The sequence below is a fragment of the Delftia sp. RIT313 genome, assembly GCF_000632165.1.
Taxonomy (GTDB): Bacteria; Pseudomonadota; Gammaproteobacteria; order Burkholderiales; family Burkholderiaceae_C; genus Comamonas; species Comamonas acidovorans.
This window is the reverse complement of record NZ_JFYT01000050.1, coordinates 44,730-68,936: the sequence shown is the minus strand read 5'-3', so window position 1 is coordinate 68,936 and position 24,207 is coordinate 44,730. Positions and strand designations below refer to the sequence as shown.

23 protein-coding genes are annotated in these 24,207 nt (G+C 64.0%); 10 read left to right on the top strand and 13 right to left on the bottom strand.

Annotation, left to right across the window (positions count from 1 at the left end):
• Window positions 1-1,369: arylsulfatase (locus BW39_RS15110; RefSeq protein ID WP_235264212.1), on the bottom strand; the 1,369-nt coding region annotated here is incomplete at its 3' end.
• Between the two features lie 150 nt (window positions 1,370-1,519).
• On the opposite strand from BW39_RS15110, the gene BW39_RS15105 reads away from it, so the two are divergent.
• Entirely contained in the window at window positions 1,520-2,416 is an 897-nt protein-coding gene (locus tag BW39_RS15105) for a LysR family transcriptional regulator (RefSeq protein ID WP_043822693.1), read from the top strand.
• Between the two features lie 56 nt (window positions 2,417-2,472).
• Here BW39_RS15105 and BW39_RS15100 read toward each other — a convergent pair whose 3' ends face one another.
• Entirely contained in the window at window positions 2,473-3,771 is a 1,299-nt protein-coding gene (locus BW39_RS15100; protein WP_012204956.1) for a D-amino acid dehydrogenase, read from the bottom strand.
• A gap of 114 nt (window positions 3,772-3,885) precedes the next feature.
• On the opposite strand from BW39_RS15100, the gene BW39_RS15095 reads away from it, so the two are divergent.
• Window positions 3,886-4,371: a winged helix-turn-helix transcriptional regulator gene (locus BW39_RS15095; protein ID WP_043822690.1), complete on the top strand. Its 486-nt coding sequence runs from the start codon at window positions 3,886-3,888 to the stop codon at window positions 4,369-4,371.
• A 332-nt stretch (window positions 4,372-4,703) separates the two neighbouring features.
• The gene (locus tag BW39_RS15090; RefSeq protein ID WP_043822688.1) at window positions 4,704-5,933 is read left to right on the top strand and encodes a DUF11 domain-containing protein; all 1,230 of its coding nucleotides are present in this window, start codon (window positions 4,704-4,706) and stop codon (window positions 5,931-5,933) included.
• 25 nt (window positions 5,934-5,958) lie between these two features.
• On the opposite strand, the gene BW39_RS15085 is transcribed toward BW39_RS15090, so the two are convergent.
• The 6 genes from BW39_RS15085 to BW39_RS15060 all read right to left on the bottom strand — a co-directional run bounded on the left by BW39_RS15085 (window position 5,959) and on the right by BW39_RS15060 (window position 11,713).
• Window positions 5,959-6,828 carry a phosphodiesterase gene (locus BW39_RS15085; protein WP_043822685.1) on the bottom strand — a complete coding sequence of 290 codons (870 nt, stop codon included), beginning with the start codon at window positions 6,826-6,828 and terminating at the stop codon, window positions 5,959-5,961.
• Entirely contained in the window at window positions 6,815-7,876 is a 1,062-nt protein-coding gene (locus BW39_RS15080) for an ABC transporter ATP-binding protein (RefSeq protein ID WP_043822683.1), read from the bottom strand. The genes BW39_RS15085 and BW39_RS15080 overlap by 14 nt, the downstream gene beginning before the upstream one ends.
• Window positions 7,866-8,633 (bottom strand): ABC transporter permease, encoded by a 768-nt coding sequence (locus tag BW39_RS15075; RefSeq protein ID WP_043822705.1) that lies wholly within the window; start codon window positions 8,631-8,633, stop codon window positions 7,866-7,868. Before BW39_RS15075 ends, BW39_RS15080 begins: the two co-directional genes overlap by 11 nt.
• A gap of 119 nt (window positions 8,634-8,752) precedes the next feature.
• Window positions 8,753-9,610 carry an ABC transporter permease gene (locus BW39_RS15070; RefSeq protein WP_043822682.1) on the bottom strand — a complete coding sequence of 286 codons (858 nt, stop codon included), beginning with the start codon at window positions 9,608-9,610 and terminating at the stop codon, window positions 8,753-8,755.
• Window positions 9,607-10,644 carry an ABC transporter substrate-binding protein gene (locus BW39_RS15065; protein ID WP_043822681.1) on the bottom strand — a complete coding sequence of 346 codons (1,038 nt, stop codon included), beginning with the start codon at window positions 10,642-10,644 and terminating at the stop codon, window positions 9,607-9,609. The genes BW39_RS15070 and BW39_RS15065 overlap by 4 nt, the downstream gene beginning before the upstream one ends.
• Window positions 10,645-10,723: 79 nt before the next feature.
• A complete protein-coding gene (locus BW39_RS15060; RefSeq protein ID WP_043822680.1) occupies window positions 10,724-11,713 on the bottom strand; it encodes a LacI family DNA-binding transcriptional regulator in 990 nt (329 codons plus the stop codon).
• Window positions 11,714-12,063: 350 nt separating this feature from the next.
• On the opposite strand from BW39_RS15060, the gene BW39_RS15055 reads away from it, so the two are divergent.
• From BW39_RS15055 to infA, 3 genes are all read left to right on the top strand, one after another.
• On the top strand, window positions 12,064-12,444 hold the full coding sequence (locus BW39_RS15055; RefSeq protein ID WP_161786993.1) for a hypothetical protein: 381 nt from the start codon (window positions 12,064-12,066) through the stop codon (window positions 12,442-12,444).
• A gap of 151 nt (window positions 12,445-12,595) precedes the next feature.
• Window positions 12,596-13,984 carry a GntP family permease gene (locus BW39_RS15050; protein WP_016453662.1) on the top strand — a complete coding sequence of 463 codons (1,389 nt, stop codon included), beginning with the start codon at window positions 12,596-12,598 and terminating at the stop codon, window positions 13,982-13,984.
• 500 nt (window positions 13,985-14,484) lie between these two features.
• A complete protein-coding gene (gene infA / locus BW39_RS15045; protein ID WP_012204971.1) occupies window positions 14,485-14,748 on the top strand; it encodes a translation initiation factor IF-1 in 264 nt (87 codons plus the stop codon).
• Window positions 14,749-14,909: 161 nt separating this feature from the next.
• Here the strand turns inward: infA and BW39_RS15040 are convergent, their stop codons facing one another.
• The 4 genes from BW39_RS15040 to BW39_RS15025 form a co-directional block, all read right to left on the bottom strand.
• Window positions 14,910-15,224 carry a pentapeptide MXKDX repeat protein gene (locus BW39_RS15040; RefSeq protein WP_012204972.1) on the bottom strand — a complete coding sequence of 105 codons (315 nt, stop codon included), beginning with the start codon at window positions 15,222-15,224 and terminating at the stop codon, window positions 14,910-14,912.
• A 105-nt stretch (window positions 15,225-15,329) separates the two neighbouring features.
• Complete coding sequence (locus BW39_RS15035; protein WP_043822678.1) at window positions 15,330-16,121, bottom strand: molybdopterin-dependent oxidoreductase; 792 nt, start codon at window positions 16,119-16,121, stop codon at window positions 15,330-15,332.
• Window positions 16,118-16,771 (bottom strand): cytochrome b/b6 domain-containing protein, encoded by a 654-nt coding sequence (locus tag BW39_RS15030; RefSeq protein ID WP_043822676.1) that lies wholly within the window; start codon window positions 16,769-16,771, stop codon window positions 16,118-16,120. The genes BW39_RS15035 and BW39_RS15030 overlap by 4 nt, the downstream gene beginning before the upstream one ends.
• Before the next feature lie 328 nt (window positions 16,772-17,099).
• Complete coding sequence (locus BW39_RS15025) at window positions 17,100-18,074, bottom strand: DDE-type integrase/transposase/recombinase (protein ID WP_043822674.1); 975 nt, start codon at window positions 18,072-18,074, stop codon at window positions 17,100-17,102.
• 698 nt (window positions 18,075-18,772) lie between these two features.
• Here BW39_RS15025 and BW39_RS15020 point away from each other — a divergent pair.
• The gene (locus BW39_RS15020) at window positions 18,773-19,273 is read left to right on the top strand and encodes a glycine-rich domain-containing protein (protein WP_161786992.1); all 501 of its coding nucleotides are present in this window, start codon (window positions 18,773-18,775) and stop codon (window positions 19,271-19,273) included.
• Window positions 19,274-19,305: 32 nt separating this feature from the next.
• Window positions 19,306-20,607, top strand: a complete 1,302-nt coding sequence (locus tag BW39_RS15015) for an MATE family efflux transporter (protein ID WP_161786991.1) — start codon at window positions 19,306-19,308, stop codon at window positions 20,605-20,607.
• Window positions 20,608-20,986: 379 nt separating this feature from the next.
• Here the strand turns inward: BW39_RS15015 and BW39_RS15010 are convergent, their stop codons facing one another.
• Window positions 20,987-21,910 carry a LysR family transcriptional regulator gene (locus BW39_RS15010; RefSeq protein WP_043822672.1) on the bottom strand — a complete coding sequence of 308 codons (924 nt, stop codon included), beginning with the start codon at window positions 21,908-21,910 and terminating at the stop codon, window positions 20,987-20,989.
• A gap of 114 nt (window positions 21,911-22,024) precedes the next feature.
• Here BW39_RS15010 and BW39_RS15005 point away from each other — a divergent pair, with 114 nt between their 5' ends.
• Both BW39_RS15005 and BW39_RS15000 read left to right on the top strand, forming a co-directional pair.
• On the top strand, window positions 22,025-22,978 hold the full coding sequence (locus tag BW39_RS15005; protein ID WP_043822669.1) for a hydroxymethylglutaryl-CoA lyase: 954 nt from the start codon (window positions 22,025-22,027) through the stop codon (window positions 22,976-22,978).
• A 29-nt stretch (window positions 22,979-23,007) separates the two neighbouring features.
• Entirely contained in the window at window positions 23,008-24,153 is a 1,146-nt protein-coding gene (locus BW39_RS15000) for a CaiB/BaiF CoA transferase family protein (RefSeq protein ID WP_326923862.1), read from the top strand.
• Window positions 24,154-24,207: the final 54 nt, after the last annotated feature.

The window sequence follows — 24,207 nt, the reverse complement described above, 5'->3', positions numbered from 1 at the left end:
CACGGCCATGGAGGGCAGCCTGCGCGTGCCCTTCATCGCACGCTGGCCGGGCCGCATCCAGGCCGGGCGCGGTGTTGGGGTGTGCCTTGCAGCTTTCGTTGAAGCGCTGGACCATGGTCAGCATGGGGTTGAGCACCCAGGTGTTGAAGATCAGCACGTCATGCTCCTCCTTGGGATCGCGCACGATGTTGAACAGGTAGGGTGACTCCAGCTTGCCCTTGCTCTCGTTGACCTCGGGCTCCCAGTAGAAATGCAGCTTCCAGTCGCGCCACTTCGCGGCCCGCAGCTGGTCCTTGATGTAGAAGAGAAAGCCCTCGCGCGCGGACCGGGGCTCGCCCAGCAGGAAGGCCGTCTGGTCCAGGCCGTCGATGGGCCGGTCCTGCGGCACGGCAGCGCCCGCCACCGCCGCCAGGGTGGAGAAGATGTCGGTCACGTGCATGATTTCATTGCTGGTGCGCCCGGCCTGGATGCGGCCCGGCCAGCGTGCGATGAAGGGCACGCGCAGGCTGCCCTCCATGGCCGTGTGGTAGGTGCCGCGCCAGGGGCCGGCCGTGCCGCGGTAGGGCTGGCGGAACTCGGGGCCGTTGTCGCTGCAGAAGATGAACAGGGTGTCCTCGCGCAGGCCGAGCCGGTCGATCTCGTCCGAGATCTGGCCCACGCGATGGTCCATCTCCACCATGGAGTCGGCAAAGTCGCCCTGGCCGGTGCGGCCCGCGAAATCCGCATGCGGCAGCGTGGGAAAGTGCAGGTGCACTAGGGGCAGGTACAGGAAGAAGCGGCGGTCCCGGGCGTGGTTGCGGCGCATGAAGTCCAGCGAGCGCTCCACCAGCTCGGCATCGATGTTGCGCCGCGATTCCAGGTCATAGACCTTGACATCGTCCGAGGGCGCGCCCGCGCGGCCTTCCATGATGTGGGGCAGGGGCGCCACCAGGGGGTCGTAGCCCGTGGTCGCGGTGAACTGGCTTTCGTCCGTGGTGCGCGGAATACCGTACCACTCGTCGAAACCCCGGTCCGAGGGATAACGCCCCGGAATGTCCCCCAGATGCCATTTGCCGAAATGCGCCGTGGCATATCCCTGGGCCGACAGCAGCTGGGCCAGCGTGGTCTCGCCGCGCGTCAGGCCCTGGGGCAGCCCGGCCGGCACCGATTGCAGGGCACCCGTGCGGATGGGGTGGCGCCCCGTCATCAGGGCCGAGCGCGTGGGCACGCAGTCGCTTTCCACGTTGAAGTTCTGCAGCAGCAGCCCCTCGCAGGCCAGCTGGTCGATGCGCGGAGTGGGCGCGCCGCGCAGCGCACCGCCGCCGTAGCAGCCCAGCTCGCCCCAGCCCAGGTTGTCCGCGACGATGAGCACGATGTTTGGTGGGTTCATGATGTGGCTCAAAAAGTTTCCATGCCAAAACTCTAGCCACAAGCCCTGTCTTGGTGATAACCAAACCAGCGAAAATCGATGCACATCTGGAATGGCTTTGCTCGGCAAGGTAGCAAGCTTTCTCGTTTTTCTTCGTTGACAAGGAATGGCATGACGGGATTTGCCTATAACGAGCTGGCCTGCTTTCTGGCCGTGGCCGAGCATGGCCATTTCGGGCGTGCGGCCGCTGCCCTGCAACTGACCCAACCGGCCGTCTCCAAGATCGTGCGCCGCGTGGAGCAGGGGGTGGGAGCGGCCCTGTTCACGCGCGGAACGCATGGCGTGGCGCTGACCAGCAGCGGCCAGCTGTTTATGGAGCCCGCGCGTCAACTGGTGCTGCGGCATGAGGAGACAATGCGCGCCGCCAGCGACATCCAGGCCCAGCATGTGGGCCTGATCCGCCTGGGCTTCACGCAGGCCACCTCGGAAAGCCGCGCCACCCGGGCCGTGGCCGAGCTGCTGCGCCGCCGCCCCGGCCTGCGCGTGCGGTTGACCGTGGGCAAGTCCGACGACCTGGAGCGCGCGCTGCTCGACGGCAGCCTGGACCTGGCCGTGGTGCCGTCCTACCCGGGCCATGCCACGCGCTGCGCCCAGGTGGTCATTGGCGAGGACGAGCTATGGGCCGCCGCACGGCCGCGCCACCCGCTGTTCCAGCTGGCGCAGGAGCAGGGCCTGAGGTTCGGGCATTTGCAGGGCTACTCCTGGGCCTTGCCGGCACCGGGCGCCGCCGTGCGCAAGGTGGTGGACGAGGCCTTCGCGGCCCAGGGCCTGGGCGCGCCCACCGTGGCCCTGGAGATCCAGCACAACACCGAGGCCACCATCGACATCGTGGGCCAGACCGACCTGCTGTGCTACGTGCCCAGCCATGTGCTGCGCAGCAATCCCGAGCGCCTGCAGTCCCTGCCCATCCCCGAGCTGCGCACGCGCCGCAGCTGGCTTCTCATCAGCCACCCCAAGGCCCATTGGTCGCCGCTGATGTCCGCGCTGCGGGACCTGACGCTGGGGTAGCGGCCCGTTCAGCAGGGCCGGGGCAGGCCGCCTCAAGTGTTCAAGGTGTCTTGCGCTCAGGCGGAGACGGGGGTGGAACTGCCCCCCAGGTGCCGGGCCGGCCGGTGCGTGTAGCGGTCCAGGGCCAGGCCGTCGGTGCTGATTTCCGGGCTACGGCCGGTGATCAGGTCGGCGATCAGCCGGCCCGAGCCGCAGGCCATGGTCCAGCCCAGCGTGCCGTGGCCGGTGTTCAGGAACAGGTTGGCATAGCGCGTGGCGCCGATGATGGGCGTGCCGTCCGGCGTCATGGGCCGCAGCCCGGTCCAGAAGCTGGCGCGCGCCACGTCGCCGCCCGGGAACAGGTCGTTGACCACCAGTTCCAGCGTGGCGCGGCGGCGCGGGTCCAGGCGCAGGTCGAACCCGCCCAGCTCGGCCATGCCGCCCACGCGGATGCGGTCGTCAAAGCGGGTGACGGCAATCTTGTAGGTCTCGTCCAGCACGGTGGACTGCGGCGCCAGCGCCGGGTTGCCCAGCGGCACGGTGAGCGAATAGCCCTTGACGGGGTAGACGGGCAGGTCCAGCCCCAGCGGCTCCAGCGCCTGGCGCGAGTAGCTGCCGAAGGCCATCACATAGCGGTCGGCGGTCAGCAGCTCGCCATTGACGCGCACGCCGGCAATGCGGCCGCCTTCGACCACCAGGCCATCCACGTTCTGGTTGAAGCGCAATTCCACGCCCAGGCCGGTGGCGATGCGGGCCAGCTCGTTGGTGAAGCGGTGGCAGTCGCCGGTCTCGTCCTTGGGCAGGCGCAGGCCGCCGGTCAGCCGGTCACGCGCCTGGGCCAGGGCGGGTTCCACCTGGGCGAGCTGGTCGCGGTCCAGCAGCTCGAAGGGCACGGCGCATTCGCGCAGCACGGCCACGTCGCGCTCCACGGCGTCCAGCTGGGCCTGGGTGCGGAACAGTTGCAAGGTGCCGCCGGTGCGCTGCTCGTAGGCGATGCCGGTGTCGGCGCGCAACTGCTGCAGGCAGCTGCGGCTGTACTCGGCCACGCGCATCATGCGTTCCTTGTTGACGGCGTAGCGCTGGGCAGAGCAGTTGCGCAGCATCTGCGCCATCCAGCGCAGCTGGAACAGGCTGCCGTCCAGGCGCACGGCCAGCGGCGCGTGTTCCTGCAGCATCCACTTCAGGGCCTTGAGCGGAATGCCGGGCGCCGCCCAGGGCGTGGAGTAGCCAGGCGAGACCTGGCCCGCGTTGGCAAAGCTGGTTTCGGACGCGGGCGCATCCTGCCGGTCCAGCACCGTGACCTCGGCACCGGCCCGCGCCAGGTAGTACGCACTGGTCACGCCGATGACACCGCCGCCAAGAACAAGGACTTTCATACGATTCACCGCCAGGTCAACAAGATGAAATCAAAGTCTATTGACGATGAGGCAGTGGAAACCACTGAAATATTGCTACTCTCCAGTGATTGATAAGCCCCGGGAATCGCCGCCATGGCCGCCAAAAGTGAAAACCGCGTGCTTGACCGCACCGACCGCAAGATCCTCGACATCCTGCAGCGGGACGGCCGCATCTCCATGACCGAACTGGCCGAGCAGGTCAGCCTCTCGGCCACGCCCTGTTCGGAGCGCGTGCGCCGCCTGGAGCGCGATGGCGTGATCACCGGCTACCACGCCCACCTCTCACCCGAGGCGCTGGGCAAGACGCTGCTGGTGTTCGTGGAGATCAAGCTCTCGTCCAAGTCGGGCGAGGTCTTCAACAAGGTGCGCCAGGAACTGCTGCACGTGCCCGACGTGCTGGAGTGCTTCCTTGTCTCGGGCAGCTTCGACTACCTGGTCAAGGCCCGCCTGGGCGGCATGCGCGAGTACCGCCGCCTGCTGGGCGACATCCTCAAGAAACTGCCCGTGCCGGCTGAGTCGCACAGCTATGTGGTGATGGAAGAGGTCAAGGAGACGCTGGCGCTGCCTGTGGATCGGTGAGGGTGCCGTCCTCGGCGTTCCAGGTTCGGATCTACCGCCATTCATCACTGTCATTTACTATTTGAAACTTTTGTCACAATATATTCGATTCAAATTGGGTATTGTGCATTCCAATCAAGAAAGATATTGGGCGGCAGATGGGTTGTTATGCAGTTCCGCATTCATCGGCGCTCTCCGTTGAAAAGTAGGCAGGACGACAACCTGGAGTTCAATTCCAATGGCGGGATTGCAAATATTTGTCATTGGATGGTGGCTGTAGGGGATTGGTGATTTTTAAAGTTCAATACCAGTGATACCTTGATAGCGTAAATCTATCTATCACTGGGAGTTCTATGAAAAATCACGCCCTCATGGCTGCCTTGATGGCCGGCGCAGCACTCTCGGCCTGCCCCCCCGCCAGCGCGCAAGTGACCCGTTACTACGGGGAGATGAGAACCTCCTACTCGGATTTCCAGGATCGCACGGCTTGTCCCCTGGGGTCTCACGGCTCATGCCAGGATTTTCCGAGGACCGCCCGCCTGGCCGGCTGGTTTGAAACGGCCGCACCCTTGCAGCCCAATCTGGACGAGAGCGAAATAAGGGCGCTGGTGACTTCCTATAGTTTCTCGGACGGATTGAACACCTACAGCAGTTCCGATCCGGATGTGCGCGCATTCATATTCAGGGTTTCCACGGACAGTGGGTCCAATATCGTGAGAAACAGAATCCACCTTCAACGCTGGCTGACGGGAAACAATCCGCACCGCTCCATCAATCAAATTGGCCCGGGTGGATCTCCCAATGATGTGGATATGCTCAGCCGGTTTGAAATGGCCACGGAACAGGTGGGTGCCATGAACAACGCGATGTGCGCTTCGTTGTTCTCGGAAACATCCCAGCAGGTCAGTTATTCGGGGGAAAGCGACACCTGCTTGGGGACCTACGAGATACCCGGCAACGGCGTGTCCGTTGCGTGGACCGGGGCGCCCGTGCAAAACCAGAACGTCATGTCCTGGCACAGGGAGGCCGTGCATCCTGCCCTGTCGTTGACCCACAGCATCTCGCCCGCAGGCCAGGTGCAGGCGGGGCAGGAGGTGCGCTACACCATCACCGTCAGGAATACGGGGACCGTGGCCGCCACCCAGGCGCAGATTGCCGACAGCCTGCCTGCCGGCCTGGAGCGCGCCACCTGGACCTGTACGCCCGGCGCCAGCACGCCATGTCCCGTGGCGTCAGGCTCCGGATCGCTGGCGGTCACGGTGCCCGTGTTCGCGGCAGGAGACTCGCTTGTTTTCACCGTGATGGCCAGCGTGTCCAACCCGGCGCCCGCAACCATTACCAATGTGGCCACGGTGGATGCCGGGGACCCGTCGGTGCAGTGCATGCAAGCAGGGCAGGTCGTGGGAACGGTGCCGTGCATGGCTTCCGCGTCCATCAATACGGTGGCGGCTCCCCCCGGCGGTGGCCAGGTGACCCCCGTGCCGACGCTGCAGCACGCAGCCCTTGCGGTCCTGAGCCTGCTGGCTGCAGCCATCGGATGGATGGGGCTGGGGCGGCGCCAGCGGGTCGGCGCGGGCCGCTGACGCGGCCAGGCGCGCCGGCCCGGGCTCAGTCGATCAACCGCCCGTCCGCATCCCAGAACGGATGCGGCCCGTCGAATTGCCCGCTGGCCACGGCATGGCTGACCAGTCGGCCGCCGTGCGGCAGGGCGTGCAGCATGAAGCCCGGCGGCTCCAGCGTCCAGGCCGATGCCGCATCGGGTGCCAGGTCCAGGCAGACCTGGTGGGCGGGCGCGGGCGAGGTCATGGCCACCGTGCCGCCGAAGGCGACCTGGATGCTGCGGTGCAGGTGGCCGCAGATGACGCGCTGCACGTTGGGGTGGCGGCGCGCCAGGTCTTCGAGTGCCTGTGCACCCTGCAGCAGGCCTATCTTGTCCATGTGGCCTATCAGGGTCTCGAAGGGCGGGTGGTGCATGGCGATCACCACGGGGCGGCCCTCGCTGGCGGTGAGTTGCAGCTCCAGCCATTGCAGGCGTTCCTCGCACAACGCGCCCTCGCTGTGGCCGGGCACCACGGTGTCCAGCGCGATCAGCCGCAGATCGCCGATGTCCACCGCGTACTGTATGAAGCCTTCGCTGCGCAGCCAGGTGTGCTCGGGAAAGGCGGTGCGCAGCGCGTCGCGGTCATCGTGGTTGCCGGGCAGCAGGTAGGTGGGAAGCGTGCCCAGCGGCGCCAGCAGGCTGCGCAGGTGGGCGTATTCGGCGGGCCGGCCGAAGTCGGTCAGGTCGCCCGTGATCACGACGGCGTGCGGCTGCTGCGGCAGGGCCAGCACGCTTTGCACCGTGCGCTCCAGGTATTGGGCGGTATCGATGCGGCGGTAGGTCAGGCGGCCGGGTTCGCGGATGTGCAGGTCGGTGAGCTGGGCCAGGAAGGTGGTCATGGAAGTGCGGGAAGTGCGATGGCTTTCAGGCGTGGGCATGGTTGGGCATCCATTGGTGGGGGGCGATGCGCAAGGCCACGCGGTCGCCCGATTGCGCGGCGTGGTCGCGGGCCACGTCGGCCATCAGCGGCGTGTGGCCCGCCAGCTCCAGCGTGAGCTGCAGGCGATCGCCCAGGAAGACGCGGCGCGCCACCGATGCGGGCACGGCGCCCGGCGTGCCGGCGGCGCAGACCTCGATGTCTTCAGGGCGCAGCAGCAGCCGGGCCGCGCCCGTGCATTCGGCCGGGCAGGCCAGCTCCATCCCGGCCAGCGCCAGCCGGTTGCTGCGCGCATCGTCTTCGCTGCGTTCGACCTGGTTCACGCGCCCCAGGAAGGTGGCGACAAAGGGATGGGCCGGTCGGCGGTACAGGCTCTCACCGTCGCCCACCTGCAGGATGCGGCCTGCCTGCATGACGGCCATGCGGTCGGCAATGGCCATGGCCTCCTGCTGGTCGTGCGTGACGTGGACGGCGGTGATGCGCAGCTGGCGCAGCAGCTGGGCCAGCTCGTCGCGCAGGGTTTCCTTGAGCTTGGCGTCCAGCGCGGTCAGCGGCTCGTCCAGCAGCAGCACGCGCGGGCGCGATGCCACGGCGCGGGCCAGGGCCACGCGCTGGCGCTGGCCGCCGGACAGTTCGGCCGGGCGCTTGTGCTCCAGGCCGTTCAGGCGCACCAGGTCCACCAGTTCACCCACCACGCGGCGCTGCTCCTGCTCGGACACGCCGCGTATGCGCAGGCCGTAGCCAATGTTGGCCTGCACGCTCATCTGCGGGAACAGCGCGTAGTGCTGGAACACCATGCCGACCTGGCGCTTTTCTATGGGCACGCGGGTGACGTCGGTGTCGCCGAAGGCGATGCGGCTGCCCGCATCCGGCGTCTCCAGCCCCGCGATGATGCGCAGCAGCGTGGTCTTGCCGCAGCCCGAGGGGCCGAGCAGGGCCAGCACCTCGCCGGGCTCCACGCGCAGGTCGGTGGCCTGCAGGCCGCGGGTGCCGTCGGCATAGGTCTTGGCGCACTGCCGGATGTCGATGGCGACGCTGTTACTTTCCATAATGCTTCTCGATGAAATGCCCCAGCGCCTGCAGCAGCCACATCACGGGCAGGATGACGATGAGGAAGATGAGGGTGTAGGCCGAGCCCACCTCGATGCGCATGGACGCATAGCTGTCGGCCAGGCCCACGGGCAGGGTGCGCGTCAGCGGCGTATGCAGCATCCAGGTCAGGTTGAACTCGCCCATGGACAGGGTGAACACCATCAGGCAGGCGGCCACGATGGCGGGCAGCACGGCAGGCACCAGCACGCCCAGGAAGCGCTGCGTGAACGAGGCGCCCAGGCTGCGCGCAGCCTCCTCCAGCGCCACCAGCTCCTGGCGGCGCAGCGCCGAGCCCACCATGCGCACCATGAAGGGCAGGGTGAACACCACATGGCCCACCAGGATGAAGGCAAAGCTCTGGCGGAAGGCGGCCACGCTGCCATAGGCCAGCAGCAGGGCCAGGGCGCTGGCCAGGCCCGGAATGGCCACGGGCAGGGTCAGCAGCTCCTCGAAATGCCGGGCCCAGGGCGAGCGGCTGCGCGCCAGCGCATAGGCGCAGGGCACGCCCAGCACCAAGGTCATGGCCACGCAGGCGCAGGCCAGCAGCAGCGACATCAGCAAGGTATTGCCGTAGCCGGCCCAGACCTCGGCCAGCCAGCGCGTGGTCAAGCCGCTGGACATGCCCTGGCCGTAGTTCTGCACCAGCCCGGCCAGCACCGACAGCAGCATGGGCGCCAGCATGAACACGGTGACGGTGGCCGTCACCAGCCACATCAGCGGCGGCATTTTTGGCCGCCGGGCCGCCCCAAGGCAAAAAGCGGCCCCTTCGGGGGGCAGCGGACCTTGCGCTGCAAGGGCAGCGTGGGGGCTATTTTTTTGTGTGGTCCGCATGTTCAGACTCCCGAGGCGGCCGGACCCGCCCAGCGCCGCGACAGCCACAGCACCAGCCAGGTGATCAGCCCCAGGCTGATCGACAGGCTGGCGGCCAGGGCGAAGTTGGCGTAGTTGGTGAACTCGTTGTAGATGGTGATGGGCAGCACCTCGAACTTGCTCGACAGCGTGAAGGCCGTGCCGAAGGCCCCTACCGACGTGGCGAACACGATGGCGCCGCAGGCCAGCGTGGTGGGCAGCAGCTGGGGCCACCACACGTCGCGCGCCACGCGCCAGCCATTGCCGCCCAGCGAGCGCGCGGCCTCTTCCAGGTGCAGGTCCAGCGCCTCGGCCGCTGCCGTGTAGGAGGCAATGGCGCGTGGCAGCGAGAAATACAGGTAGCCCAGGAACAGGCCCAGCAGCCCGTAGGCGAAGGTGATCCGCTCGCCGCCCAGGGCCACCGACAGATCGGCCAGCGCGCCCTGGCGCCCGCCCAGCAGGATGATGAAAAAGCCGATGATCACGCCCGGAAACGACAGCGGCAGCGTCAGCAGCGACAGCAGCAGGCCGCGCCCCGTGAAGCGGTGGCGCGCCAGCGCAATGCCCATCACCGCGCCGATCAGCAGCGTGGCCAGGGTCACGGCCAGCGACAGGGCCAGCGTCTGCAGCAGGCTTTGCAGGTACAGCGCGTCGGTCAGCGTGGCGAAGTAGGTGCGCCAGCCTTCACGCGCCGGCAGCGCCAGCAGCAGGCCGGCCGGCAGCAGCCAGAACGCCGCGAAGAAGGCCACGGCCGGCGCGCTGCAGGCCAGCAGCAGAGCGCGGGCGCGCCAGTCGCCTGGCGCTTGGGAGGGAATGCCCACGATGCAGTCCGCCTGGCTCAACGCACTTCACGCAGGTAGCGCGTGGAGAAGCCCTTTTGCACATCGGCCATCTTCTGGTAGTCCACCGAGGTGGCGCGTGCGTACTCGCTGGCGGGCAGGAAATGACCGGCCACTTCCTTGGGCAGGGCCACGTCGCGCACGGGGCGCAGGTAGGCGTTGGCCCAGATGGACTGGCCCTTGTCGGACAGCACATAGTCCAGCACCTTCTTGCCGTTGTCCGTGTGCGGCGCCTTGTTCACCAGGCTCATCACATAGGGCATGACCACGGTGCCTTCCTTGGGGATCACGAAGTCCACGTCGGCCTTGTCCTTGTAGCGGGCGCGGTAGGCGTTGAAGTCGTAGTCCAGCAGGATGCCGATCTCGCCCGACAGCAGGCGCGCATACGAGGTCTGCTTGGGCACGATGGGCTCGTTCTTCTGCAGCTTTTTGAAGTAGTCGATGGCGGGCTGGAAGTTGTCCAGCGTGCCGCCCATGGCCTGGTTCACGGCCACGGCGCCTACATAGCCCACGAAGGCCGAGGCCGGGTCCAGGTAGCCCACCAGGCCCTTGTATTCGGGCTTGAGCAGGTCTGCCCAGGACTGCGGCACGGGCTTGCCGCCCAGTGCCGCCTTGTTGACCATGAAGCCCAGCGTGCCCGAGTGGATGGTCACCCACTCGCCCTTGGGGTCCTTGAGGCCGGCGGGAATCTGGTCCCAGTTGGCGGGCTTGTAGGCGGCAACCACGCCGTCTTTCTGCGCCTGGATGGCGAAGGTCACGCCCAGGTAGGTCACATCGGCCACGGGGCTGGCCTTCTCGGCCACCAGCTGGGCCAGCGACTGGCCGGAGTTCTTGTTGTCGGGCGGCACGGTGATGCCGGTATCGGCCTTGATGGCCTTGATCTGCGTGCCCCAGTCGGCCCATTCGGGCGGGCAGTTGTAGCAGATGGCGCTCTGGGCCAGCGCCGTGCCGCAGACGGCGGTGGTGGCGGCCAGCAGGGCAAGGCGCTTGATGGAGGGCTTGAAGGAGAGCTTGAAGGGAAGGGCAGTCAGTTTCATGGTGCGTACTCGAAGAGGTGGGGGAGCGTGGGGAAGGGAAGGGCGCGGCCTTGGCTTGAGCGGGCCGCTGTTGTTGGTTTCAGAGCCGGCAGGACTCGCCGCTGCGCCAGCCATGCGGCAGGCACAGGCTGTCTTGCGCGGCCAGGGTTTTCTTGCCCGCCAGCGCATCGCACAGCAGGCGCACGCAGGCCGAGCCGATGTCGTGGTTGGGCTGGGAAATCGAGGCCAGCGAAGGCGTGAGATCGCCCGCCATGGCAATCCCGTCAAAGCCGACGACGCTGAGGTCCGCAGGCACGCGGAACCCGGCCAGCGATGCCGCGCGGATGGTGCGTATCGCCAGCAGATCGTTGCTGCAGACAATGGCCGTGGGCGGGGCCTGCTCGGCCAGGTGGTGCTGCAGCATCTGCACGGCGGTGGCGGCAAAGGGCACCTCCCAGACCGGCAGCGGCGACAGGCCTGCGGCCTGCATGCCCAGCGCATAGCCGCGGCAGCGCTGCTGGGCGCGGTCGGACGCCTGCAACTGGCCCGTGACCATGCCGATGCGGCTGTGGCCTGCCGCAGCCAGGCGCAGCACCAGCTCCCTGACGGCGCCCGTGTTGTCCACGCCCACGCAGGCATGCTCATGGGTGTGGTGATAGGCCAGCACATAGGGCTTGCCGGCCTGGCGCACACGCGCCAGCGCCGCCGAATCGCCAGGGTTGGAGACCACCAGCACCAGCGCATCCACCCCGCTGGCCAGCAGCCGCGTGGTGGCCGCGTCTTCACCGGCGTGGTCGTATTCGGTGGTGCAGGGCGAAATCGCATAGCCGCGCAGCGCCGCCTGCGAGGCAATGCCCTGCAGGCACTCGGCAAACACCGGATTGGTGAGCGTGGGCAGCACCACGCCCAGCACCTTGCTGCTGCGCGTGCGCAGCGTGCGGGCGCTGGCATTGGCCACATAGCCCACTTCCTGCGCCACGCGCAGCACCGTGCTGCGCGTTTGCGCATTGACCACCTCCGGCGAGTTGAAAACCCGCGAAACAGTGGCGACGGACAGTCCCGCGCGGCGTGCAACCTCGGTGATGCTCATGGATGTAAACGATTTCTTGAAAACGTTTACATTGCACCCGCTGCGCGTGACGGTGCGGTGACGGAGATTTGAAGCTTTTGTGGCAGCCAGGCGTTTGGCGGCTGAGGCCCTGGCCTTGGCCGCTTTCCAGGCTTGCTTCAATGCACCCTGCTGGCGCTGCAGCGAGGTTGTCCTTGCATGGGCCAAAAGAGAACCATGGGCTTCGCCATTCCGAGATGGGCTTTGCAAAGTAAGCTGCAATCAGGCCCAGCGTGCGTGGTCAGTAGCCACTGGAACAAGAGCGCAGCACTTCTGTTGGCACGCGATCCCTTCACTCCCTTGAGATGCATATGCGACCTCCTGAAAAGCTGTTGACCGATCTGTACTGGTCCTTCCAGGCGGCCCTGCCTGGCAACGCACAGTTGATGGAAGCTGCGCTGCGCGAGTATCACGAAGACGTTGGATGCGACTTCAATGAAAAGGCGTTGCTGGCCCGCTTGCCGATTTCCAGCCTGAACATCATCTTCAAGTACGACCAACGAGGGATCACCGGTGAGTGGCTGAAGATCTCCGAAGTAGTGCAGATACGCCGCACAGCGGCGCCTACGCCATCAGAGCTGCTCCATGAACTGCATTTCGCGGTGGAAGACCTCCTGGCCGACCAGGATCACCATTTCTTTGAGGGTCTGTGGCTGTGCGATCCGAAAGGCGCCGATGGTTTGCCGGTCTATGAGCTTTGTCTTGGCAGTTGAGTTGCCCCGCTGCGCGTAGCGGCTGCCCGTGCGAACAAGCCCGGAGCCTACAGCTCCCCCTCAGGGCCAGGCATACGATTTGCAGCGATCGGAAACCGCATGCCGCCAGCGTGCGGGCGTCCGTCGCAAGAATCACAACTCCAAGCTTCCTATGTCTTCATTCGATACCCAACTGCTGCTCATCGCGCTGGCCAGCGTGCTGGTCCTCGTCGCGCTGATCGTCTCGCGCATCCGTCTTCATCCCCTGCTGGCGCTGCTGGTGGTTTCCATTGGCGTGGGCTTTGCCACGGGCATGGCGCCGGGCGAGATCGTCAAGAACCTCACCAACGGGGCCGGCAAGACGCTGGGCGCGGTGGGCGTGGTGATTGCCCTGGGCGCCATGCTGGGCAAGATCCTGGCGGACTCCGGCACCACCGAGCGGCTGGCCAGTGCCATCCTGCAGCGCACGTCCGAGCGCATGATTCCCTGGGCAATGACCCTGGTGGCCTTCGTGATCGGCATTCCCATGTTCTTCGAGGTGGGGCTGGTGGTCATGCTGCCGCTGATCTTCAGCGTGGCGCGCAAGCTGGAAAGCAATGAGCGCTTCAAGGGATCGGCCTATGTCTATGTGGGCGTGCCCGTGATCGCCGCGCTGGCCGCCATGCACGGCATGGTGCCGCCGCACCCGGGCCCGCTCACCGCCATTGCCACGCTGCACACCACGGTCGGCCCGACCATGCTGTACGGCTTTCTGGCCGTGATTCCCGCGATGGTGCTGGGTGGTCCGCTGTACGGCGCCTTCATCACGCCGCGCATGAGCACGCGCCCCGATGCAGCCCTGCTGGAGCAGTTCACATCAGGCAAGAAGGAAGGCGGGGAGGGCAGTGCGCCCAGCATCGGCATGGGCGTGCTGTGCGCCTTGCTGCCCGCGCTGCTGATGCTGGTGCATGCGCTGGCCGAGGTGCTGCTGCCCAAGGATTCGGGCCTGCTGCATGCGGCGGCCTTCCTGGGTAATCCGCTGGTGGCCATGCTGCTGGGCGTGGTGTTTGCCTCCATCACCCTGGGCTATCTGCGCGGCGCCGATGCAGAGAAGCTGCGCGACGCGCTGGGCCAGAGCCTCAAGCCCATCGCCGGCATCATGCTCATCATTGCGGGCGGCGGCGCCTTCCAGCAGATCCTGACCAGCGCCAAGGTGGGCGATGCCATCGTCCACATGACCCAGCAGTTCGCCCTGCCTCCGCTGGTGCTGGGCTGGATGATCGCCATGCTGCTGTCGGTGTCCACCGGCTCGGCCACCGTGGGCATCGTGGGCGCGGCGGGCCTGCTGGCGCCGCTGGCGGCCTCCGATCCTTCGCTGAACGTGCCGCTGCTGGCGCTGGCCATCGGCTGCGGCTCGCTGTTCTTCAACTACGCCAACCACGCGGGCTTCTGGATGGTGAAGGAGTCCTTCGGCATGAGCATGGGCGAGGCCACCAAGACGATTACCGTGGTCCAGTCCATCGTGTCCTTTGTGGGCCTGCTGATGGTGCTGCTGTTCAATCTGCTGCCCAAGCTGGGATAGGTGAAAGGCATGAGGCGGGCCGCCTGCGGCCGCTTCGATGCCGCCGCAACCACCAAGAGAGGGCACTACTTCCGGTTCGACTGCGAATTGCCCCAGTCCCGACAGGGAAAATGCCGCCCCGTACAGGTGCGGTACCCGGCGCCGCTTCAACGCGGGGCCGGCAATTCACCTATACTGATGGAGGTGCTGTCCTTGTTGTTCGCCTCCTCAGTGCCCGTCTGACACCTTCGCGGTCTCCGGGCTGCCGTTAGCCGCCCACTGTCACAAAGTCTGTGACGAGGTCCGCAACTGTCACTCTCAACGGCGAGCACCACGCGAATCCAACCCACCTCCCGGGTCCGCACTCTCCCTGCCACCTGCAGGGTCCTCTTTTCCCTTTTTTCGATGCTCCGCTGCCTGCGTGCAGCGGTCATCCTGCGCTGGCCCAAGGCCGCAGCATGGTGCTGCACCAGCAACTTGCGGCGACGCAACCCTTTCAACATGTACTCACAGGAGTCCCATTGGCTAAAGAAGAACTGATCGAAATGCAAGGCCGGGTAGACGAAGTGCTGCCTGATTCCCGCTTCCGCGTAACGCTGGAAAACGGCCACCAGCTCATCGCCTATACCGGCGGAAAAATGCGCAAGCACCGCATCCGCGTGCTGGCCGGCGACAAGGTGACGCTTGAAATGTCGCCCTATGACCTGAACAAGGGTCGCCTCACGTTCCGCCACATCGAGCAACGCTCCGGCGCACCGGGCCCGCGTCCTCCGCAGCGCCGCTGAAGCCCGCCGGCCCGCTTCTGTTGCAGAGCGGGCATTCGGGGCGCAGGCAGGACCGGGCTCTGTGCCTGGTTGCCTGATCGGCAGCCCCAGTCAGCTTTCCAAGCAGCCCCGACGGCCCGACCGCCTGGAGGGCACCAGACGGATCAGGCGAGTCCGTCTGCTTATTTGGACATGGCGTCCTTGCCCATGGAATCCTTCTTCATTCCATCCTTGGACATGCCGTCCTTGTGCATGCCATCCTTGTGCATGCCGTCCTTGGACATCGAGTCCTTCTTCATCCCGTCCTTGGACATGGAGTCTTTCTTCATGCCGTCCTTGGCCATGGAGTCCTTCTTCATTCCGTCCTTGGACATCGAATCCTTGGACATGGCTCCGTTGGACATGCCGTCCTTCGCCATCTCATCCGCAGCGAATGCCGTGGTGGCACCGGCCAGGGCGAGGCAGGTGGCGAGCAGGGTGGTGGTGAGCTTGGTCATTTGAGTCTTCCTTTGGATTAGCGGTTTGCGGGATTGCAAATCGGCCGGCTTTGGATGGGCCCGGCCTCGCACCTTCGTTGGCGGCCCAGCGGCTTGGAAGGCCGCTCAGCTGCCTCCGAACCAGTTGTAGCCCTGGTCTTCCCAGTAGCCGCCGGAGTAGGTGTTGGTGACGAACATGGCCTGGATGTGCTTCGGGTTCTTGTAGCCCAGCTTGGTGGGCATGCGCAGCTTCATCGGAAAGCCATATTTGGGCGGCAGGGGCTGCCCGTCGTAAGTCAATGCCATCAGCGTCTGCGGATGCAGGGCCGTGGCCATGTCGATGCTGGTGAAGTAGTCGTCCACGCACTTGAAGCCGACGTACTTGGCGCTGGTGTCGGCGCCTATGTGGCGCAGGAAATCGGCAAAGCGCACGCCGCCCCAGCGGCCTATGGCGCTCCAGCCTTCCACGCAGATGTGGCGCGTGATCTGTTCGTCCTGCGGCATGGCGCGCAGCTCGGCCAGGGTCCAGGCATGGCGATCGGCGACCATGCCGGTCACCTCCAGGCGCCAGCTGGCCCCGTCCACCTCGCGCACCTCGTCCTCGCCGTAGTAGGCATTGAAGGGGAAGGGGCGCGTGATCTCGGCTGCGGAATAGGTGGGCGCCAGCCGCGTGGGGCTGAACAGCAGGCCCTGCACGCGGTCGTTGAAGCGCGATACCTGGCTGAGCGCGGCCTCGACGTGGCTGTCATCGCTGATGCTGCAGCCCGTGAGCAGGGACAGGCCGCCCAGCGTCAGCGAGCGCTGCAAGAAGGCGCGGCGTGCGGGCTGGTCCAGCTTGCGGGCGATCAGCGAGCGTGCCTCGTGCACCACGGCCGCGCCATCGACGCCGGGCAGGGAAGGGGCTTTGAAGATTTTCATGGTGACTTGGGCGCACGGCCGTGGATCATGGTCAGGAAGGTCCGGGGCACCAGGGCGACCATTGCCAGGTGCACCACCACAAAGGCGACCAGCGCAGCCATGCCGAAGAAGTGCACGCGCCGTGCGGATTCATAGCCGCCCAGCAGCTCGCGCAGCAGCGGGAACTGCACCGACTTCCAGAGCACCAGGCCCGACAGCACGATCACCACCAGGTCCAGCACCACGAACAGGTAGGCCAGCTTTTGCACATGGTTGTAGCGGGCCGGGTCGGCGTGCGAGAGCCGGCCCTTGAGGGCGGCCACCAGGTCCTGGCGCACGCCCTGCACGCTGACGGGAAAGAACTTGCGCAGCCACCGGCCGCTGGCGATGTTGAGCAGCAGGTACAGCAGTCCGTTGAACACCAGCAGCCACATGGCCGCGAAATGCCATTGCAGCGCCCCGCCCAGCCAGCCGCCCAGCGTGATCGAGCCCGGAAAGCTGAAATCAAAGAACGGCGCCGCGTTGTAGATGCGCCAGCCGCTGGTCACCAGGATGACCACGGCCAGCGCATTGAGCCAATGCGTGAGGCGCAGCCACAGCGGGTGGATGCGCTGGCCATCCTTGGGCTGTGCCGGTTGGGGGGTGATGAGGGCGGTGTTCATGGGTCCCATTGTTGGAGGGACCCTGTAGCGGATGTATCACGCAAACTTCAATTAATCGTGATAACTCCAGGGGGCTGGCTGCGCTACCCCGCGCTTTCTTCTCGTGCATCCTGCCGGTGTTCCACTGGCGCAGGTGACTTCCCTGGGCGGCGGCGTGCAATGCGCGCGAACTGCATCAGGAAAGCCAAGATCACCCTGAGGCAGGACCGGCCCGGCAGGCGGCATGGCCGTGTGGGCAACTGCCGGAAGGTGGTTTCTTGCACTACAGGGGTCGTGTGCCCTGTGGTCTCCGGCAACAGACCAGCGCTTAAGTTGCAGACAGGGTTGACTCAGCCCGCTATCTGTCACACCTGAGGCGTTCATACGGCTTTCGGTGGAAAAGATTCGGATGCGTCTGATGCCAGTCCTTCATGCACTGTATGGGCGTCTTGTTCTTTAGCGCTGACTGCGGCAGTTTGTGGTTGTACAGCGTTACATAGCGCAACAAGGTCTGTTCCAAATCCTCGTGGGCCTTGAATCTGCGTGTCTTGAGCACGTCTGCAACGCAGGCAGTGGAATGCTTCAACGGCGCATTGGCTCTGGGGGCCTTGGTATTTGTCTGGTGGTGTTCTATACCCAACTCTTGGCAAAGTTGATCGAACTCATTTTTGACGTTGGGTATTTGTGGGTCCTTGTTGGCGAATACTCGCTCCGTGAACTCTTTATCATTGTCAGTCAGCAGCTTGGTGATCCTGATGGGGCAGGTTCCATGGAGGGCCTTCAGGAAGGCCTGAGCACTGGCCGTAGTTTTGTTGGCCTTGAGTTGAACAAACACCCACCGCGTGGACCTGTCGATGGCTACGAATAGGTAGCGTCGGCTGGTCCTGCCTTCCATCTGGGATATCTGCTTTACGTCTATGTGCACATGGCCGGGCTTGTGTCTCCTGCTGCCTTGGCGGGTTGACGATGGCGGCTTTGCATTCGGATGGCCGAGTTTTTCTTTCCCATGCCTGCGCAGACACCTGTCCAATCCTGAACGCGAAACCTGGGGGCACAAGAATTCCTGTGCGACTGTCAATAGATCATCCAAGGACAACATCAAGGTTTGTCGCAGGTGGACCACAATCATTTCTTGGGCAGGGTTGAGTATGGTCTGCAGACGGTGAGCAGTATGCGATCGGTCGTGGAAAACTTCGCGCTTCTTCCACTTGTAGACGGTTTGCTCTGTAATGCCGTAGCGTCGGGCCAGCACGCTGGCAGGCTCCGAACTGGCAGCTATATCGGCGCGAGTGGCAAGCGTGGTGCGTGCATTCTTGTGCAGTGATGTGAGCATGGTTCTCCTCCCGATTTCAGCTTGCAGTAAATCTATCAACTCTTGTACCTTGGCCACGGCGGAGCGGACGGCTTTGAGTTCTATACAATCGTCCGGGATTTATTTCATGTGCTTTTCCGGGTTTGACCGAGAGAATCCATCAACTTTGACGCAAAAGTTATGAGGTTTCAGGAATGGATGGAGTCTTGTGGCTATGCAATCATCCGGGATGCGATAGTGTCGTGTGCTTGACGGTGGTGTATGGATCTTATCAAAAACTATGTTGTGGCTATGGGTATGGAAGGCCGGTTGCGTTTGGGGTCTATGCAATCTGCCGGGATGCTACATATTTCTTGTCTTTGGAGTGATTTTCGGATGTGCTAACAAAGAATTCAATGCAATCATGTGGGATGTATTGCATGTCAAGATTTTTGATATTGCTTACTGCATCATGTGCTCCGCTCTTCAAATTGTTACAGATTTATTGAATTGATCCTTTCTATGTTTGAGGGGTGGCATGTTATCTTTTGGCCGTCGCAATTCCGCGACGTCTACCAAGGATGAAAAATGCAAAAGAGAGTTCGTTTCGTGAGAAAGATCGTTCGCCAAGCAAACGTGGTCGCTGAACATCACCATTGCCAGGGTGGTGGTCACTGGTAATTCACTAGGGTGCCGGCAAGTGCGTTGCCTTGCCGGCGCTCAATCATCAGGAGATGCATGTGAGCTATCTTGAATCACGCGATGCCAAGCGTATCGTTCCGAATGTGTTTATTCGTACAAATAGCGCTTTAGATGATCGGCGGGTGAAGAAGTACATCCGCAATATTGATTTCTCGATGCTGATATACAAGCTATCGGTTCCTGATGCCAATATTTCCAGGGTCTGGGATGTCGAGGCGGCAGAGATCGCTGTTGGCTATTACAGGAATTTCTTGTGGCTGATGCGAAAGTATGGCCATGCGCATGTGCTAGCTCCATCGACGGAGATTGATGAGATTTGGCATCACCACATTTTGGATACATATAAGTATCACGAAGACTGTAATGCCATATTTGGAGCCTATCTTCATCATTATCCTTATTTTGGTATGAGAGGTGATGAGGACTTGGGTGATTTGAGAAATTCCTTTGCGACGACGCAAAGCTTGCATTTCCAGGAGTTCGGCTCCTACATTATGGGGTTCGAAGAAGAGACTGTTGAGCTCTCTTCGGTTGACTAGTGATGAAGCCATACCAATTTCTAGCAGAGTCCTTGAAGATTGCAGTGAACCGCTGTGCCACGCAAGTGGCCAGCATCATCATAGTTGCGCTGCTGGGTGGAGCATCGACAGATCTGTTGGCAGCTTTCAGTCTTGCGCTTTCCGCAGCTGCAATATTCTTTGTCGCGAACACGGCCATTCAATATGGGGTGCAGTCTGAACTCGGTAAGAGCTTTGGTGAAGGTAACCAGAGAGATCTGTTTGGTATTTTCTTTGCAGGCCTGTGGTTGATGCTTCTAATTTCTTTTTTTGCGGTAGGCTTGGCCTATGTGTTGCCAAACCCCTTCGGCGCACTTGGTCAATCTATGATAAGCGAGGAGGCTTTTCTTGCCTATAGAGTGCTTGTTCTGAGTCTGCCTGTCGTGGCCGTCAGTGCGGCGATCCAATTCTTGTTGGAGACTTACCAGAAAATAACTTTGGTATTCAGACTGAGACTGATGACGGTATCTCTTCAGTTGATTGCGGTTTTATGGATTTTGCATGGCAATCCGGCAGTGCGAGCATATGAGATATCATGGGCGTATTTTGCAACAGACATGATCGGATTGATCATATCGATCATTGTTTTTGCAATTTGCGTCGATAGAAAAGCTTTGCTGAGAGCTACGCGGGCGAGCTGCCGCCTCATGGGGGAGAGACGTATCTATTTCCGCGCGCTGAAAAGTGCAGTGCCCGTCTCTGTGGGAGCAGTGGCGCAGAAATATCTCTTCTATTACATAGGTATCTACTGTGCCAGTCTAAGTACTGTGTCGGCATCCGCATTCGCGATAATGAATTCGATCATTTTCCTGCTTCAGATTCCTGTGATAGGACTTGCCCACCTGGCAACGATCAAGTTCTCCTTTGCATATGGTGCAAATGATCAGGTCATGCTTGAATATTTCAGGAAGACCGCGGAGAAAATATTCTTCCTGATGGTTTTTCCGATTGGACTGCTGGCTTGGCTTGCATTGCCATGGATTGTTTCCTTGTTCAGCCCGGATGTGATGGTGGCGGCATCCATAGTGGATTTGAACTATCTGTTTTTTCTCTTCTATTTTATCAATTGCTGTTTCGTTATATTGCTTGGCATGCTTCGTGGCTTGTCGGATGCCTTTTATCCGCAGCTTGCGGTCAACGGTATTCTTTTTTTGGTTATTGTCCCTCTCTTGCAATTGAATACTGCTTTGGGATTTTCGCAAGTGGTTGGTCTTTTCTGTATAACCGGCTTTCTGGCGGTGGCAGGGCTGATTGCTCGATGGAGAAGAAAACTCGGCGGCGTTCTTGTCACACTGGCTTCCAGAGCGAGGGCATAGCGTTTTGATGTGCCAGTCGCCGGCGCACTGGAGCAGGCCTGCGTTTGTTGGCTGAACCTTGCATCCGGCAGGCTTGGCAGGGACGTTCGGGGAGAGAGTTCCTTGGGCGTGCCTGCGCCTGGGGGCCTCCCCATCTCTCCCAATTTCGCCTCGGATTGATCGCAAGAATTTCTTTGCAGCTCCAGGAAAAGACCATGATTGATTTCTCTCAAGCCAGCGCTTTGCGCGTTCGCCCGGCCCCAGCCCTGGCGGCCTTCGCGGCTGCCTGCTGCCATGCGCGGGGCCATGGTGGCCACGGCAACCCGCCGTCGCCACTGCCCGAGGCCTATGCCGAGGCTGCACGCCGCACGCGCATTCCGCATTCCGCATGCCGCAGCCCTCAATCCCTTTGCGCGCACCCGGCCAGATAGTCCACCAGCGTGCGCGCCGCAGGCGATAGCCGGCTGCCGTCCCTGAAGCAGATGGCGAACTGCCGCCGCGCCCAGGCATCGGTGAGCGGCACCATGTGCACACCCTGCGCGCCCTGCACACCCTGACCGGGGCCCGCCATGCCCAGGATCTCCCTGGGCATGATGGCCACGCCCAGGCCGGCGCGCACGCAGCGGATCGTGGCGTCGAAGGAGCTGACCACGGCGCGGTAATTGATGGGCCGGCCGATGATGGCCGCCGCCCGCGCCAGCATGGTGTAGACGGCCGTGGAGGCGGGCAGGCCCACATGCTCGCAATCCAGCGTTTCGCTGAAGCTGCAGCTGTCGCGCAAGGCCAGCGGGTGGCCGGCCGGCACGGCCACGGCCAGGGTGTCGCAGCGGTAGGGCAGGGTCTGCAGGCCCTCCAGATCGGCCGCGTTCCAGCACACGCCCACCAGGGCCAGGCCTTCGCGGATGGATCGGATGATTTCGCTGCTGGTCAGCTCCTCGATATCCACGCGGATCTGCGCGTGCTCGGGCTTTTGCAGAAAGGCCGCGATGTCATCGGGCAGCGACTCGGCAATCGACGAGACCGAGGCCAGTATCCGCACCTGTCCCTTCACGCCATGCTGGTAGGCCGCCATGTCGCGGGCCGCGCGGTCGGCGCTGGCCAGCATGGCGCGTGCGTGCTCCAGCAGCATCAGCCCGGCTGCGGTGGGCACCACGCCCCGGCGGTGGCGCTCCAGCAGTGGGGCCTGCACCTGCTCTTCCAGCAGCGCCATGCGCTTGCTGATGGCCGATGAGCCGATGTGCTGCTGCTCGCCCGCGCGGGCGATGTTGCCCAGGTCGCAGGCCGCGACAAAGAGCCGCAGGGTGGTCAGGTCCAGATCTTTCATGGCGGTTATGGATTTCCATTTAGGAAACTCTAAGGCGAAAAATTATCGCTTCTGCACGCTGGTGGGAATGTCTAAAGTGCCATTCAAGACAAACCACCCCACGCGAACCTTCCCATGCCAGAACCCATCCGTGCCCTGCAGTCCGCCGTCATCCGCGAGGTCGGCCTGCGCGATGGCCTGCAAAGCATCCAGACCGTGCTGTCCACCGAGCGCAAGAAGGAATGGATACGCGATGCCTACGCTGCCGGCCAGCGCGAGATTGAAGTCGGCTCCTTTGTTCCCGCGCGCCTGCTGCCCCAACTGGCCGACACGGCCGAGCTGGTGGCCTATGCCCGAACGCTGCCGGGCCTGTTCGTCTCCGTGCTGGTGCCCAACATGCGTGGTGCCGAAAGCGCCCTTGCCAGCGGGGCCGACCTGATGCTGGTGCCGCTGTCGGCCAGCCATGCCCACAGCCTGGCCAACCTGCGCAAGACGCCCGATGAGGTCGTGGCCGAGGTGGCCCGCATGCGTGCCGCACGCGATGCGGCGGGTTCGACGATGCTGATCGAGGGCGGCATTGGCACGGCCTTCGGCTGCACGCTGCAGGGCCGGGTGGAACCGGCCGAGGTGCTGCGCTGCATGCAGGCCCTGCTGGACGCGGGGGCCGACCGCGTCAGCATGGCCGACACCGTGGGCCATGGCGGGCCGGGCCAGGTGCAATCGCTGTTCGAGCAGGCGAGGCGCATTGCGGGCGAACGCTTTTGGTGCGGCCACTTCCACGACACGCGCGGCCTGGCGTTGGCCAATGTGCATGCGGCCCTGCAGACCGGCGTCACGCGCTTTGACGCCACGCTGGCCGGCATCGGTGGCTGCCCCCATGCGCCCGGCGCCAGCGGCAATGCCTCCACCGAAGACCTGGCCTTCATGCTGGACACCATGGACATCGACACGGGCCTGGACATCGAGGCCCTGCTGCGCCTGCGCGCCAAGGTGGCCGCCTGGCTGGACGGCGAAAGCCTGCATGGCGCGCTGTGGCGCGCGGGCTTGCCGCGCAGCGTCACCGCCGACGCAGCCCCCGCCGCTGCATGAACCCCTTACCTTCCCACGAGCACACCTGTATGGCCACCGAACCCCTGCTGCCGCTGTCCGGCATCCGCGTCATCGAATTCACCCACATGGTCATGGGCCCCACCTGCGGCATGATCCTGGCCGACCTGGGCGCCGAAGTCATCAAGGTCGAGCCACCGGGCGGCGACAAAACGCGCACGCTGCCCGGCCTGGGCATCGGCTTTTTCCGCAGCTTCAACCGCAACAAGAAAAGCGTGGTGCTGGACATCACCACCGAAGCGGGCCGCGCCACCGCTGCCGAGCTGGCCGCTGGCAGCGATGTGGTGCTGGAGAACTTCCGCCCCGGCCTCATGCAATCCCTGGGCCTGGACTACGCCACGCTGTCGCAGCGCTCGCCCGGCCTCATCTACGTCAGCCACAAGGGCTTTCTGCCCGGCCCCTACGAAAAGCGCCTGGCGCTGGACGAGGTGGTGCAGATGATGGGCGGCCTGTCGTACATGACCGGCCCCGTGGGCCGGCCGCTGCGCGCGGGCACCAGCGTCAACGACATCATGGGCGGCATGTTCGGCGCCATCGGCGTGCTCGCCGCCCTGCGCGAGCGTGAGCGCACCGGGCGCGGCCAGGAGGTGCAAAGCGCGCTGTTCGAGAACTGCGTCTTCCTGTCATCCCAGCACATGCAGCAGTACCTGATGACGGGAGAGGCACCGCCGCCCATGCCCTCGCGCGTATCGGCCTGGAGCGTCTACGACGTGTTCACCCTGGCCGGTGGCGAGCAGCTGTTCATCGGCGCCGTCAGCGACAAGCAGTTCGCCACCCTGTGCCGCGTGCTGGACCGTGCCGACCTGCTGCAGCGCCCCGAATACGCCGACAACGCCGCCCGCGTGGCCGTGCGCCCCCAACTGCTGGCCGAGCTGGGCGCCATCCTGGCCGGCCATGAATCGACCCGGCTCGCGCCGCAGCTGGAGGCCGCAGGCATTCCCTACGCGCCCATCACTCGGCCCGAGCAACTGGTGGACGACCCGCACCTGCGCCAAAGCGGCGGCCTGGCTTCCATGCAGACCGAAGACGGCGGCCAGACCGACGTGGTGCTGCTGCCCCTGCTCATGAACGGCCACCGTCCCGGCGTGCGCATGCCGCTGGCCGGGATTGGCGAGCACACCGAAGAAATCCTCGGAGCCCTTGCATCACAGACCTGACAGCCATCCCCGGGCGCCGAAGGCCGCAGAAAAACCACCCCGGCGCGCATGAGA

Excerpts from the sequence above, each read along its gene's own strand:
- BW39_RS15065 (WP_043822681.1), bottom strand. The coding sequence starts at position 10,644 with ATGAAACTGACTGCCCTTCCCTTCAAGCTCTCCTTCAAGCCCTCCATC.
- BW39_RS15035 (WP_043822678.1), bottom strand. The coding sequence starts at position 16,121 with ATGAAAATCTTCAAAGCCCCTTCCCTGCCCGGCGTCGATGGCGCGGCC.
- BW39_RS15100 (WP_012204956.1), bottom strand. The coding sequence starts at position 3,771 with ATGAAAGTCCTTGTTCTTGGCGGCGGTGTCATCGGCGTGACCAGTGCG.
- BW39_RS15105 (WP_043822693.1), top strand. The coding sequence starts at position 1,520 with ATGACGGGATTTGCCTATAACGAGCTGGCCTGCTTTCTGGCCGTGGCC.
- BW39_RS15095 (WP_043822690.1), top strand. The coding sequence starts at position 3,886 with ATGGCCGCCAAAAGTGAAAACCGCGTGCTTGACCGCACCGACCGCAAG.
- BW39_RS15050 (WP_016453662.1), top strand. The coding sequence starts at position 12,596 with ATGTCTTCATTCGATACCCAACTGCTGCTCATCGCGCTGGCCAGCGTG.
- BW39_RS15085 (WP_043822685.1), bottom strand. The coding sequence starts at position 6,828 with ATGCCCACGCCTGAAAGCCATCGCACTTCCCGCACTTCCATGACCACC.
- BW39_RS15005 (WP_043822669.1), top strand. The coding sequence starts at position 22,025 with ATGCCAGAACCCATCCGTGCCCTGCAGTCCGCCGTCATCCGCGAGGTC.
- BW39_RS15080 (WP_043822683.1), bottom strand. The coding sequence starts at position 7,876 with ATGGAAAGTAACAGCGTCGCCATCGACATCCGGCAGTGCGCCAAGACC.
- BW39_RS15000 (WP_326923862.1), top strand. The coding sequence starts at position 23,008 with ATGGCCACCGAACCCCTGCTGCCGCTGTCCGGCATCCGCGTCATCGAA.
- BW39_RS15030 (WP_043822676.1), bottom strand. The coding sequence starts at position 16,771 with ATGGGACCCATGAACACCGCCCTCATCACCCCCCAACCGGCACAGCCC.
- BW39_RS15040 (WP_012204972.1), bottom strand. The coding sequence starts at position 15,224 with ATGACCAAGCTCACCACCACCCTGCTCGCCACCTGCCTCGCCCTGGCC.
- BW39_RS15060 (WP_043822680.1), bottom strand. The coding sequence starts at position 11,713 with ATGAGCATCACCGAGGTTGCACGCCGCGCGGGACTGTCCGTCGCCACT.
- BW39_RS15090 (WP_043822688.1), top strand. The coding sequence starts at position 4,704 with ATGAAAAATCACGCCCTCATGGCTGCCTTGATGGCCGGCGCAGCACTC.
- BW39_RS15075 (WP_043822705.1), bottom strand. The coding sequence starts at position 8,633 with ATGTGGCTGGTGACGGCCACCGTCACCGTGTTCATGCTGGCGCCCATG.
- BW39_RS15010 (WP_043822672.1), bottom strand. The coding sequence starts at position 21,910 with ATGAAAGATCTGGACCTGACCACCCTGCGGCTCTTTGTCGCGGCCTGC.
- BW39_RS15025 (WP_043822674.1), bottom strand. The coding sequence starts at position 18,074 with ATGCTCACATCACTGCACAAGAATGCACGCACCACGCTTGCCACTCGC.